Origin of the sequence: Arhodomonas sp. AD133, assembly GCF_051195215.1 — a bacterium.
Lineage (GTDB): Bacteria > Pseudomonadota > Gammaproteobacteria > Nitrococcales > Nitrococcaceae > Arhodomonas.
Genome location: NZ_JBNAZM010000007.1, coordinates 31,519 through 44,334, shown reverse-complemented (window position 1 = coordinate 44,334; position 12,816 = coordinate 31,519). Strand labels below are relative to the sequence as shown.

Here is a 12,816-nt window from a genome sequence, read left to right as displayed (position 1 = left end):
GCGCTGCCATTGCGGCAGCGGCCCTGGCAGATTCAGCCCGCCCGGCTCAGCCGGGACGAACGAAAGCACGATAATAGGCGTCGTGTCTTTCCAATGCTTGATCTGCTGCTTGTATGGCGGAGAGAGAGGGATTCGAACCCTCGATGGGCGTTAGCCCATACTCCCTTAGCAGGGGAGCGCCTTCAGCCACTCGGCCATCTCTCCGTTGCTGCCGCTTGATCAGCGGCAACGGGGGCGAAATATACGGGAATTGGCTTCCGTCGTAAACCCGCCCCTGCGAGGATCACTCCTGCCCGGCCGATCCATCACCCGACGGCTCGTCGTCGTGCTCTTTCTGGATCCGGTCGTAGATCTCCTCACGGTGCACAGAAACGTTCCGTGGCGCATTCACCCCGATACGTACCTGGTTGCCCTTGACGCCGAGCACCGTCACGGTGACTTCGTCGCCGATCATTAGCGTCTCTCCGACGCGCCGAGTCAAAATCAACATCGCTCCGACACCTCCTTGCCTCATCGGCGCCACGCAGCTCCATCTCGCCGCTCGCGATCCTCGCGTATCGTCGGTCCTTCCCCCGACCCACGCCGGACCCGCCGGACACAAAGCCCCGGGCACCCGATCACCCTTCCAACAAGTGAACCCAAACGTCGACTGTCTAAACGCAAGCATGAGGGCGTTCCGTCGCCCTCGCAACCAATGCGTCGACCCTACGGGCCTTCGCTACTGGACTTCACCCTCGACGCGCACCGTGGCACCGTCCTTCGCATCCAGATCGAAGGCACGATGGAGCGCGCGCACTCCGAGCTCCAGATATTTTTCGTCCACCACCACCGACACCTTGATCTCGGAGGTGGAGATCATCTGGATATTGATGCCCTCTGCGGCGAGCGCCTCGAACATGCGGCTCGCAACCGCCGCATGCGAGCGCATGCCGACCCCCACCAGCGAGAGCTTGACGATGCCCGTATCCCCGTAAACTTCGGACGCGCCGAGCGCCTGCGCGTGCTCGCGGAGAATGGCGAGTGCGTTTTCGTACTCGTTACGGTGCACCGTAAACGTGAAATCGGTCAGCCCGTCATTGCTGATGTTCTGGACAATCATGTCCACGTTGATATTGGCACTGGAAACGGGGCCGAGGATCTGCGCGGCGATACCCGGATGATCCGGCACGCCGATAACGGTGATTTTCGCCTCGTCGCGGTTGAACGCGATCCCGGAGATCAGCGGTTCTTCCATGCCTTCTTCCTCGTAGGTAATCAATGTGCCTGGGCCCTCTTCGAAGGTGGAGAGCACCCGCAGCGGAACCTGGTACTTGCCGGCAAACTCGACGGCACGGATCTGGAGGACCTTCGAGCCGAGGCTCGCCATCTCGAGCATTTCCTCGAAGGTGATGCGGTCGAGCCGGCGCGCCATCGGCACCACCCGGGGGTCGGTGGTATAGACGCCGTCCACGTCAGTGTAGATCTGGCACTCGTCGGCCTTCAGCGCGGCGGCGAGGGCGACGGCGGTGGTATCGGAGCCGCCACGGCCGAGCGTGGTGATCGAGCCGTTCTCGTCCACGCCCTGGAAGCCGGCGACCACGACAATGCGCCCGAGCTTGAGGTCCTCGCGGATGACGTCGTCGTCGATATCCTGAATGCGTGCCTTGCTGAAGGCGCTGTCGGTGAGAATGCGCACCTGCGCGCCAGTGTAGCAGCGTGCCGGCGCACCCAGACGCTCGAGCACCATGGTGAGCAGGGAGATGGTGACCTGCTCGCCGGTGGACAGCAGCAGGTCGAGCTCACGGGGGCGCGGTGTGGGCGACTGCGCCGCACCGTGCGCGAGCTCCATGAGGCGATCGGTCTCCCCCTTCATGGCCGAGACCACGATCACCACGTCGTGACCGGCCTCGCGACTCGCGATGGCTTTGCGGGCGACATGCTCGATGCGCTCGATGCTGCCCACCGAGCTGCCGCCGTACTTCTGTACGATCAGTGACATATCCCTTTTCCTGGATTGTCCGTGGGTTTGGCAGATGGCCCCCAGGCGCCGCACGGACGCCTAGCCGAGTCGCTCCCTGACCCAGTCGGCCACCGAACGGAGGGCGTCGTCGAGCCTGCCGGGATCGCTGCCGCCAGCCTGCGCGAAATCCGGCCGACCGCCGCCACGCCCGCCAACCTGCTCGGCGACGACGTTGACGAGATCACCGGCCTTGATCCGGTCGGTGTAGTCCTTGGTCACACCCGCGACCAGGCGCACCTTGTCGCCGTCCACGCTCGCGAGCACGATGGCGGCGCTGCCCAGCTTGTTCTTGAGCTGGTCGACGGTATTGCGCAACGCCTTGCTGTCGCCGCCCTCCACGCGCGAGGCCAGCACCCGTACCCCGTTCAGGTCCACGGCCTGATCGGCGAGGTCGGTGCCGGCCTGACTGGCGAGCTTCTGCTTGAGCTGCTCGATCTGCTTCTCGAGCTGGCGATGGCTGTCCACCATCTGCTCGAGACGCACCTCGATGTTGTCGGTACTCGAACGCAGCAGCTCGCCGATCCGGCCGAGGCGGCGCTCGACCTGTTCGGCCCAGGCGACCGCCGCGTCGCCGGTGATCGCCTCGATCCGTCGCACCCCGGCGGAGATGCCGGTCTCGGAGACGATTTTGAAAAACCCGATGTCACCGGTACGCGCGACATGAGTGCCGCCGCAGAGCTCCGTGGAAAACTCCCCGAAGCGCATCACGCGAACCTCGTCACCGTACTTCTCGCCGAACAGCGCCATGGCGCCGAATTCCATGGCCTCGTCATAGCTCATGCGCCGCACGTCGGCGGCGACGTTGGCGCGGATCTGGTCGTTGACCATCCGTTCCAGGCGCTCGAGCTGCTCTTGGGACAGCGGCTCGAAGTGGGAGAAATCGAAACGCAGGCGGTCCGGTGCCACGAGCGACCCCTTCTGCGTCACGTGCTCGCCGAGCACTGTGCGCAGCGCCGCGTGCAGCAGATGGGTGGCGGAGTGGTTGAGCACCGTGGCCTCACGGCGCTGCCCGTCCACCTCGGCAGCGAGCGTATCGCCGGGTACGACTCGGCCCCGTCGCAGCACGCCCACGTGGCCGACGCCGTCGCCGTACTTGACGGTATCCTGAACCTCGAACTCCACGCCCTCGGCGCTCAGCACACCACGGTCGCCGACCTGACCGCCGGACTCGGCGTAGAACGGCGTGCGGTCGAGTATGATCATACCCTCGGCGCCCTCGGCGAGCTCGTTGACGGAACGGCCCTCAGTATAGAGCGCGTCGACCCGACCGGTATCGCGCAGGTGCTCATAGCCAGTGAACTCGGTGGCGCCCTCATAGTCCGCGCCGCTGCCGTAGTCGGCCTTGAAACCGCTGGCCGCGCGGGCGCGCTCGCGCTGCGCCGCCATCTCCCGCTCGAATCCGTCGAGGTCCACCTCGAGCTCACGCTCCCGGGCAATGTCGGCGGTTAGGTCGACGGGGAAGCCGTAGGTGTCATAGAGCTTGAAGACAGTCTCGCCGGGGATAATACGGCCCTCGAGCCCGGCAAGGTCGGCCTCCAGCAGCTTCAACCCCTGCTCCAGGGTCTCGCGGAAACGCTCCTCCTCCTGCTTGAGCACGCGTTCCACCTGCTCGCGGCCGCGGGGCAGCTCCGGGAACGCCTCGCCCATCTCGTCGATGAGCGGTCCCACCAGGCGATGGAAGAACGTCCTGGAAATCCCGAGCTTGTAGCCGTGACGCACCGCGCGGCGAATGATCCGCCGAAGCACGTAGCCACGCCCCTCGTTGCTGGGGAACACACCGTCGACGATCAGGAAAGCGCAGGCGCGGATATGGTCGGCGATCACGCGCAGGGAGCTGTTGGCGTGATCCGTGACACCCGCCAGCTCGCCGGCGGCGGCTACCAGGCGCTGGAAGAGATCGATCTCGAAGTTGTTGTGCACGCCCTGGACCACGGCGGCGATGCGCTCCAGGCCCATACCGGTATCGATGGACGGCTTGGGCAGCGGATGCATGGTGCCGTCGGCGTCGCGGTCGTACTGCATGAACACGAGATTCCAGATCTCGACGTAGCGATCGCCGTCCTCTTCAGGCGTTCCGGGCGGACCACCGGGCACCTCGGGACCGTGATCGTAGAAGATCTCCGAGCACGGCCCGCACGGACCAGTATCGCCCATGGACCAGAAGTTGTCGTGAGCACCGATGCGGGAGAAGCGGTCGGGATCGACGCCGATCTCCTTCAGCCAGATGTCGGCGGCCTCGTCGTCGTCCTCGAATACGGTCACCCACAAGCGTTCGGCGGGCAGGCCGATGACCTCCGTGAGGAACGTCCAGGCGTACTGGATGGCATCACGCTTGAAATAGTCGCCGAAGCTGAAGTTGCCCAGCATCTCGAAGAAGGTGTGATGCCGGGCCGTATAGCCGACGTTCTCCAGGTCGTTGTGTTTGCCGCCGGCGCGCACGCAGCGCTGGCTGCTCACCGCCCGGGTATAGCCACGCTGCTCGCGGCCGAGGAACACGTCCTTGAACGGCACCATGCCGGCATTGGTGAACAGCAGCGTGGGATCGTTGCCCGGCACCAGCGGCGCGCTGGGCACGACCTCGTGGCCGCGCTCGCGGAAGAAATCGAGAAATGCCTGGCGAATCTGTGCGCTCGTGTTGATCATGTCCATACAGCCATCGGTCAGAATCGACGGGGTCACTCGTCTTCGAGGCCCCCCACCACGCGGCGTACCTGCTCCGCGGTAAAGCCCCGGTTGGCAAGATAGCGCGTGCGCCGCGCCTTCTCCCGCACGTCCTGCGGCGGCGCGTCGCCGTAACGTTTTCGGTGGAGCTCGCTGGCCGCCGCCACCCACTGGGCGTCGTCGGACAGATGGGGCGTGATGAGAGCGTCGTCCACGCCCCGGCGGGCAAGGTCAGCGCGGATGCGCAGGGGGCCGAATCCCTGGCCACTACGGGCGCGAACGAACTCCTCGGCGAATCGTTCATCGCTGACCAGGCGCTCGGCGGCGAGATCGGCGATCACCTCGTCAACCACGGTGCGCTCGTAACCACGCTGTGCAAGCTTGCCGGCGAGCTCGCGCTCGGAGTGTTCCCGCCGCGCCAGCAGGCGGAGGGCGCGCTCGCGCACCTCCGCGTGGAGGTTCTCCTCCATGATGCGTCAGCCGTTCGACCCGCTCTCAGCGGTTTCGTCCTGGGCCTCTTCGCTGGCCTCGGGGCGCCCCAGGAGCTGCGCGCGGAGCTTGCTCTCGATGTCGTCGGCGAGCTCCGGGTTGTCCTTGAGGAAGTTGCGGACGTTGTCCTTGCCCTGGCCGATGCGGTCGCCGTTGTACGAATACCAGGCACCGGCCTTCTCGATCAGGCCCTGCTTGACGCCCAGGTCGATGAGCTCGCCGTGCCGCGAAATACCCTCGCCGTAGAGGATCTCGAACTCGGCCTGCTTGAACGGCGGGGCCATCTTGTTCTTGACCACCTTCACGCGCGTTTCGTTGCCGAGCACCTCGTCACCCTTCTTGATCGCGCCGAGACGGCGGATGTCCAGACGCACGGAGGAGTAGAACTTGAGCGCGTTGCCGCCGGTGGTGGTCTCGGGGCTGCCGAACATCACCCCGATCTTCATGCGGATCTGGTTGATGAACACCACCAGCGTGTTCGAGCGCTTGATATTGGCGGTGAGCTTGCGCAGCGCCTGGGACATGAGCCGCGCCTGCAGGCCGACATGGGAGTCGCCCATCTCGCCCTCGATCTCGGCCTTGGGCGTGAGCGCGGCCACCGAGTCGACGACCACGATGTCCACCGCGCTGGAGCGCACCAGCATGTCCGCGATCTCCAGTGCCTGCTCGCCGGTGTCCGGCTGGGAGACCAGGAGCTCGTCGACGTTCACGCCGAGCTTCTCGGCATAGTCCGGGTCGAGGGCATGCTCGGCGTCGACGAACGCCGCCGTGCCGCCGGCCTTCTGCGCCTCGGCCACGGCATGCAGGGTGAGTGTCGTCTTGCCGGAGGACTCCGGCCCGTAGATCTCCACCACGCGGCCACGGGGCAAACCGCCGACGCCGAGCGCCATGTCGAGGGTCAGCGAGCCAGTGGAGATGACGGGCACGTCGCGCACGGCCCGGGCATCGCCCATGCGCATCACGGCACCCTTGCCGAACTGCTTCTCGATCTGTCCTAACGCGACCCCTAGGGCCTTCTTGCGGTCTTCGTCCATTGCCATCCCCAAGACGTGGGTGAAGCCGTCTCACCATGTCCAAATGACCGGTCATTATTCCACAATCGCTGCCCGCCTCCCACCCCTGCCCCCGGCACAACCGCCGGCGAAACGCGCACCTGCGCTCACGCCGGGGCGGCCGCAAGCGGCCACCGGTGCAGGCGCTCGTAGCGTGAGCCATCCGGGTGCAAACGCGAGACGACCAGGCAGAACTCGGATACCGGCCAGTCGACCGGGGTGATGGTTCGCGTGCGTTGCGGCGCGGCCTTGCGGGCGACCGTCACGTGAGGGCGGAAGGGACGGCGGTCGAGATTGAACCCCGTCTCGATGAGCCCTTCATGCAAACGGGTGACGAGCGTCTGCAGCGCGGGCGGCGTCACCTCCGGGGCGAGCCATGCGACACCGCTGCGGCGGAAGGTGCCGCAGCGCGTCAGCGTGAGCGCGAACGCCGGCGCCACGACGGTACCCGCAACCCGCACGGCCGCCTCACGGGCGCGTTCGTCGCAGTCGCCGAGAAAAGCGAGGGTGAGATGAAGATTCCCGGTCGGCACGCGCCGGCCATGCCGCACCGTCTCGGCAGCAGCGGCCAGACGGGCGCGCACCGCGTCGTCGGGCCACAGGGCGAAGAACAGCCGCTCGCGTTGCCCGCTATTCCCGGGCACGGTCGAGCAGTCCGGACAGGGCATAGGCGACGCTCGCCCGGCGCACTGCGTCACGGTCGCCGTCGAACTGGTGACACTCACAGTCGGGCTCGCCGTCGCGGCGGCACCAGCCGAACCACACCGTGCCCACGGGCTTGTCCGCACTGCCGCCTTCAGGGCCGGCGATGCCCGTCACCGCCACGGCGAGATCCGCGTCCGCCGCCGCGCGGGCGCCGGCAGCCATCGCCGCGACCGTGTTCAGGCTGACAGCGCCGTGCACCCGGAGCGTGTCGGCGCTCACACCGAGCAGATCCACCTTTGCGTCATTGCCGTAGACGATGAAACCGCGCTCGAACCAGCCGGAGCTGCCGGAGACGTCGGTGAGCACCTTGCCGATCCAGCCGCCGGTGCACGATTCGGCCGTGGTCACGCGCCAGCCGCGCGCGGCGAGCGCTTCGCCCAGCTGCGCGGAGAGCTCGGTGAGCGCGGTGTCCGTAGGGAGCCTGTTCCCGTTCATAGATGCCTCCTGCTCGACCGTCGTCAATTGTGGCGCTCGCGCCCGAACACCGGCAATGATGCCTGCAAACACTGCCACGGCGCCGGTATACTGCCGCGCCTAACCAAACGAAGAGCCAGCGCCGTCCCAATGAGCGAGACAGCCACCGCGCCGCAGAAGCACACCCCGATGATGCAGCAGTTTCTGCGCATCAAGGCCGAGCACCCGGACATCCTGCTCTTCTACCGCATGGGGGATTTCTACGAGCTGTTCTTCGAGGACGCCCGCCGGGCGGCCCAGCTGCTGGACATCACGCTGACGACCCGGGGCGAGTCCGCGGGCCAGCCCATCCCCATGGCCGGGGTACCGGTACACGCCTACGAGTCGTACCTCGCCAAGCTCGTGCGCCTGGGCGAGTCGGTGGCAATCTGCGAGCAGATCGGCGACCCGAATACCGCCAAGGGCCCGGTGGAGCGTCGCGTGGTACGCATCGTCACCCCGGGAACGCTGACCGACGATGCCCTCCTGGAGGAACGCCAGAGCAACCTGCTCCTCGGGGTCGCCGCCGAAGGCGCGCGCTACGGCCTGGCCGCGCTGGAGCTCTCCAGCGGCCGCTTCACCGTCTCCGAAGTGGAGGGTTCGGAAGCACTGATCGCCGAGGTCGAGCGCTTGTACCCCGCCGAGGTACTGATTCCGGAGGACGGCGAGCTCCCCGCGGCGCTCACCGAACGCACCGGGCTCACCCGTCGGCCACCGTGGCATTTCGAGCGCGAAGCCGCCGAGCGCCTGTTGACCGACCAGTTCGGCACGCGCGATCTCGCCGGTTTCGGCGTCACCGGGCTGCCGCTGGCAATCGGCGCGGCCGGCTGTCTGATGCAGTACGTCGCCGATACCCAGCGTGCCGCCCTGCCCCATATCCGCGGCATGCAGGTGGAATCCCGCGAAGAGGCGGTAATCATCGACGCGGCGAGCCGGCGCAACCTGGAGCTCGAGCACAACCTCTCCGGCGGCAGCGATCACACCCTCGCCTGGGTACTCGACACCACGGTCACCGGCATGGGTAGCCGGCTGCTGCGGCGCTGGATCAACCGTCCGCTGCGCGACCGTGCCATTCTCAATGCCCGCCAGGACGCCATCGCCATGCTCCTGGAAACGGCGACGGTGAGCGAGCTGCGCGAGACGCTGCGTGGCTGCGCCGATGTGGAACGCATCGGCGCGCGCATCGCCATGCGCTCCGCGCGCCCCCGGGACCTGACCGGCCTGCGCGAAGCGGTCCGCCGGTTGCCGACACTGCAGGCCACCCTCGCCGGCATGGACGCGGAGCTGATGCTCCAGCTGCGCGCCCATCTCGCCCCGCGTGCCGCGCTCCTGGACCTGCTCGACCGTGCCGTGGTGGAGCAGCCGCCGGTGGTCATTCGCGACGGCGGTGTGATCGCCGATGGCTACGACGCCGAGCTCGACGAGCTCCGGGGTCTCTCGCGCAACGCCGACCAGTTCCTGGTGGACCTGGAGACCCGGGAACGCGAAGCAACCGGCATCAGCACACTCAAGGTGAGCTTCAACCGCGTTCACGGCTACTACATCGAGATCAGTCGCGCGCAAAGCGACAACGCGCCCGCTCATTACGTTCGCCGGCAGACGCTCAAGGGGGCGGAGCGCTACATCACGCCGGAGCTCAAGGAGTTCGAGGACCGGGTGCTCTCCGCCCGCGAGAAAGCCCTGGCACGGGAGAAGGCGCTCTATGAAGCGCTCGTCGAAGAGCTCGCCGGCGATATGGACAACCTCCTGCGCCTGGCCGAAGGCCTCGCCACCCTGGATGCCGTCACTTGCCTGGCCGAGCGCGCCGAGGCGTTGGACTACGTACGCCCGACCCTGAGCCGGGAGAATGGCGTGCGCATCGAAGGCGGCCGCCACCCGGTGGTGGAGCGCGTGATGACCGAACCTTTCGTACCCAACGACGCGCGCCTCGAGGAAGGCCGGCGCATGCTCATGATCACCGGCCCGAACATGGGCGGTAAGTCCACCTACATGCGACAGGTGGCGCTGATCGCGCTGATGGCCTCCATCGGGAGCTTCGTGCCAGCGGCGAGCGCGCGCATCGGGCCAATCGACCGTATCTTCACGCGCATCGGTGCCTCCGATGATCTCGCCGGCGGGCGCTCCACGTTCATGGTGGAAATGACCGAGACCGCCGCCATACTGAACAACGCAACCGCGCGCAGCCTGGTGCTGATGGACGAAATCGGCCGCGGCACCTCCACCTTCGACGGCCTCGCCCTCGCCTGGGCGGCGGCCGCGGATCTCGCCGAGCGCATCGGCGCCTACACGCTGTTCGCCACGCACTATTTCGAGATGACGGTGCTGCCCGAGCAGTACGACGGGGTGGTCAACGTCCACCTGGATGCGGTGGAACACGGCGATCGCATCGTCTTTCTGCATTCCGTCAAGGACGGTCCCGCCAATCAGAGCTACGGCCTGCAGGTGGCTGCGCTGGCTGGCGTGCCGCGACCGGTGATCCAGGCTGCACGGCGCAAGCTCTCGCAGCTCGAAGAGGATTCACGCGCCCATCAGCCCGAGCCCGCGGGGCAGCTGGCGCTGTTCAACGCGGCCGCACCCAACCCGGCGGTGGAGCGGCTGCGGGACATCGACGCCGACGAGCTCAGCCCACGGGCAGCGCTGGACCTCGTCTACGAGCTCCAGCGGCTGGCCGATTCGGACTGAGCCGCGCCACGACTATTCCCTTTGGTCCTGTAGGTTGATGGCCACCCGGACCCTGTTACCTTAGGCGCCATCTGAACTGACCCGGAGTTCATGCGATGACTTACGTCGTTACCGAGAACTGCATCAAGTGCAAGTACACCGACTGCGTCGAAGTCTGCCCCGTGGACTGCTTCCACGAAGGGCCGAACTTCCTCGCCATCGACCCGGAAGAGTGCATCGACTGCACCCTCTGCGAGCCCGAATGCCCGGCCGAGGCGATCTATTCGGAGGATGATCTGCCCGCCGAGCAGGAGCATTTCCTCGAGCTCAACGCCGAGCTGGCCCAGAAGTGGCCTGTGATCACGGAAATGAAGGACCCGCCGGAGGACGCCGAGGAGTGGGACGGCAAGCCCGACAAGCTTCAGCACCTGGAGCGCTGAGCCGTCCGCCGCAGCGCGCCCGGATCAATGCCCGGGCGCCCGGCGCACTTCGCTCACGTTACGCAGCCCCGCCAACCGATCCATGATCCGGCTCAACTGAGCCACGTCCCGCACCTCCAGCGTCAGCGTCATGTGCGCGAGCTGATCCTCACGGTCGGTACGCGTGTTCACGCCCGCCACCGGCACCTGCTCGTTGGTAAGCAGGGCAGTCACGTCCCGCAGCAGCCCCTGCCGGTCGTAAGCGATGACCTGCACGTCCACGGGGTAACGGTGATCGCCGGGGCGGTTCCAGCTCACCTCGATGAAGCGTTGACCGTCCTCGGCCTGCTCGAGCTGCTCCACGTTCGGGCAATCCCGCCGGTGGATGGTCACGCCCTGCCCCCGCGTGATGAACCCGACGATCGGATCGCCCGGTGTCGGCTGACAGCAGCCGGCCATGCGGGTGAGCAGGTTGCCCACACCGTAGATGGTGACGTCGTCGTCCTGGCGGTCCTCGCGCTTCTTGCCGCTGCGCCGGGAACGCGGCGGCATCGGCTCCTTGGGTGCTTTGGGCAAAAGCTGATCGCCCACCAGCCCGGCGATCTGCCCGCCGGTGATATCCCCCCGGCCGACAGCGGCGAAGAACTCGTCGAGCCGCGGATACCGCGAGCGCTCGGCGAGACGCTCGAGCTTCACGTCGCTGAGGCCGAGGCGGGAGAGCTCCCGCTCGACGATGCTGCGCCCGTCGGCGACGTTCTGTTCGAAATCCTGCTGGCGGAACCAGGCACGCACCCGTGAGCGCGCCTTGGGCGTGACCAGATAACCCAGCGAAGGGTTCAGCCAGTCCCGGCTCGGCTGGCCATTGCGGGCGGTGAGAATCTCCACCTGGTCACCGTTACGCAGCTCGTAGGTCAGCGGCACTATGCGGCCGTTGGCCTTGGCGCCCCGGCAACGGTGGCCCACCTGGCTGTGTACGTGGTAGGCGAAATCCAGCGGCGTCGCCCCGCGGGGCAGGTCGAAAACATCGCCCTGAGGCGTTATCACGTAGACCCGGTCCTCGAACACCTCCGCCTTGAAGCGGTCGAGGAGATCGTCGCCATCCTCTTCCTGGCCGCTGTCGAGGAGCTGGCGCACCCAGGCGATCTTGTTGTCGAAGCCCGGATCCACGCCCCGACCCTCCTTGTAGCGCCAGTGCGCAGCGATGCCCAGCTCTGCCTGCTGGTGCATCTCGCGGGTGCGGATCTGCACCTCCACGTTCTTGCCCTCGGGGCCGACCACCGCAGTGTGCAGCGAACGGTAGTTGTTCTCCTTGGGCGTGGCGATGTAGTCGTCGAACTCCCGCGGGATCGGCTGCCACAGCGCGTGCACCACGCCGAGCGCGGCATAGCACTGTGCAACGGTATCAACCAGCACCCTCAGGGCGCGGATATCGAAGAGTTCCTCGAAGCCCAGGCCCTTGCGCTGCATCTTCCGCCAGATGCTGTAGATGTGTTTCGGCCGGCCTTTGACCTCGGCGGGAATCTCCTCTTCCTCCAACGCCGCTTCCAGGCGCGCCTGCACCTCGCCGATGTAACGCTCGCGGTCGACACGTTTCTCGGCGAGCAGCTTGGCGATGCGCTTGTAGGTCACCGGCTCGAGTACCGCGAAAGCCCGGTCCTCCAGCTCCCACTTCACCTGCCAGATGCCCAGCCGGTTGGCGAGCGGCGCGTAGAGATCCTGCGTCTCCCGGGCGAGCGCGACCTGCGCCTCGGCCTCGCGGCTGCGCACCGTACGCATGTCGTGCAAGCGCTCCGCAAGCACCAGGAACACCACTCGGATGTCCCGGGCGATGGCGAAGAGCATCTTGCGCAGCGCCTCCGAGCGCCCGCTCTGTGTCCCCTCCGGCTGCTGGTGGAGCGCGCTGATGACGCCCATGCGTGCGCTGCCGTCGACGAGGCTCGCCACGCTCTCGCCGAACGCTTCGCGCACGGCCCTCTCGTCGTAGGCCTCGAACCAGGGCAGGTCGTGCAGCAACGCCGCGGCGACGGTCTCGGCATCGAGCTTGAGCGCGGAGACGATGTTGGCCACCGTCGCAGCGTGGGCCAGATAGCTCTCACCGGAGATGCGCTCGTGCGCTTCGTAGACGGATTCGGCCTTCCGCCACGCACGCTCGAGCAGCGCACGCTCTTGCTCGTCGGGAACGTTCGGCAGCCGCTCCACCCAGGACTCGAAGGTCAGGGTGGCGTCGGGGGCATCTTCCAGCTCGCCGGTGACGTGGACCATCAATCAAACCATGAGCATCGCGACAAATACCCATTTTAACGCAAGGTTACTGCGGGATGCGCCGGCCGGTAGCGCGGTTTGCATGATCCTCCCCGCTCCGGGCAGACTCGCGTGG

10 protein-coding genes and 1 tRNA gene are annotated in these 12,816 nt (G+C 66.8%); 2 read left to right on the top strand and 9 right to left on the bottom strand.

Annotated elements, in window-relative coordinates:
* Window positions 1-114: 114 nt before the first annotated feature.
* From ACPEES_RS06200 to pncC, 8 genes are all read right to left on the bottom strand, one after another.
* Window positions 115-204: transfer RNA gene (locus ACPEES_RS06200), tRNA-Ser, on the bottom strand.
* A 79-nt stretch (window positions 205-283) separates the two neighbouring features.
* Window positions 284-490, bottom strand: coding sequence for a carbon storage regulator CsrA (gene csrA / locus ACPEES_RS06195; RefSeq protein ID WP_435102136.1), 207 nt, complete (start codon window positions 488-490; stop codon window positions 284-286).
* Between the two features lie 228 nt (window positions 491-718).
* On the bottom strand, window positions 719-1,978 hold the full coding sequence (locus ACPEES_RS06190; RefSeq protein ID WP_435102134.1) for an aspartate kinase: 1,260 nt from the start codon (window positions 1,976-1,978) through the stop codon (window positions 719-721).
* A gap of 60 nt (window positions 1,979-2,038) precedes the next feature.
* Window positions 2,039-4,642, bottom strand: a complete 2,604-nt coding sequence (gene alaS, locus ACPEES_RS06185; RefSeq protein ID WP_435102370.1) for an alanine--tRNA ligase — start codon at window positions 4,640-4,642, stop codon at window positions 2,039-2,041.
* 32 nt (window positions 4,643-4,674) lie between these two features.
* A complete protein-coding gene (locus ACPEES_RS06180) occupies window positions 4,675-5,130 on the bottom strand; it encodes a regulatory protein RecX (RefSeq protein WP_435102133.1) in 456 nt (151 codons plus the stop codon).
* A 6-nt stretch (window positions 5,131-5,136) separates the two neighbouring features.
* Entirely contained in the window at window positions 5,137-6,183 is a 1,047-nt protein-coding gene (gene recA / locus ACPEES_RS06175; protein WP_435102130.1) for a recombinase RecA, read from the bottom strand.
* 125 nt (window positions 6,184-6,308) lie between these two features.
* A complete protein-coding gene (gene thpR, locus ACPEES_RS06170; protein WP_435102128.1) occupies window positions 6,309-6,845 on the bottom strand; it encodes an RNA 2',3'-cyclic phosphodiesterase in 537 nt (178 codons plus the stop codon).
* A complete protein-coding gene (gene pncC / locus ACPEES_RS06165) occupies window positions 6,832-7,341 on the bottom strand; it encodes a nicotinamide-nucleotide amidase (RefSeq protein ID WP_435102126.1) in 510 nt (169 codons plus the stop codon). Before pncC ends, thpR begins: the two co-directional genes overlap by 14 nt.
* Before the next feature lie 129 nt (window positions 7,342-7,470).
* Between pncC and mutS the strand changes: the two genes are divergently transcribed.
* Window positions 7,471-10,041: a DNA mismatch repair protein MutS gene (mutS, locus tag ACPEES_RS06160; RefSeq protein ID WP_435102124.1), complete on the top strand. Its 2,571-nt coding sequence runs from the start codon at window positions 7,471-7,473 to the stop codon at window positions 10,039-10,041.
* A gap of 95 nt (window positions 10,042-10,136) precedes the next feature.
* A complete protein-coding gene (gene fdxA / locus ACPEES_RS06155) occupies window positions 10,137-10,460 on the top strand; it encodes a ferredoxin FdxA (protein WP_435102122.1) in 324 nt (107 codons plus the stop codon).
* Between the two features lie 24 nt (window positions 10,461-10,484).
* Here the strand turns inward: fdxA and relA are convergent, their stop codons facing one another.
* Entirely contained in the window at window positions 10,485-12,701 is a 2,217-nt protein-coding gene (relA, locus tag ACPEES_RS06150; RefSeq protein WP_435102120.1) for a GTP diphosphokinase, read from the bottom strand.
* Between the last annotated feature and the right edge of the window lie 115 nt (window positions 12,702-12,816).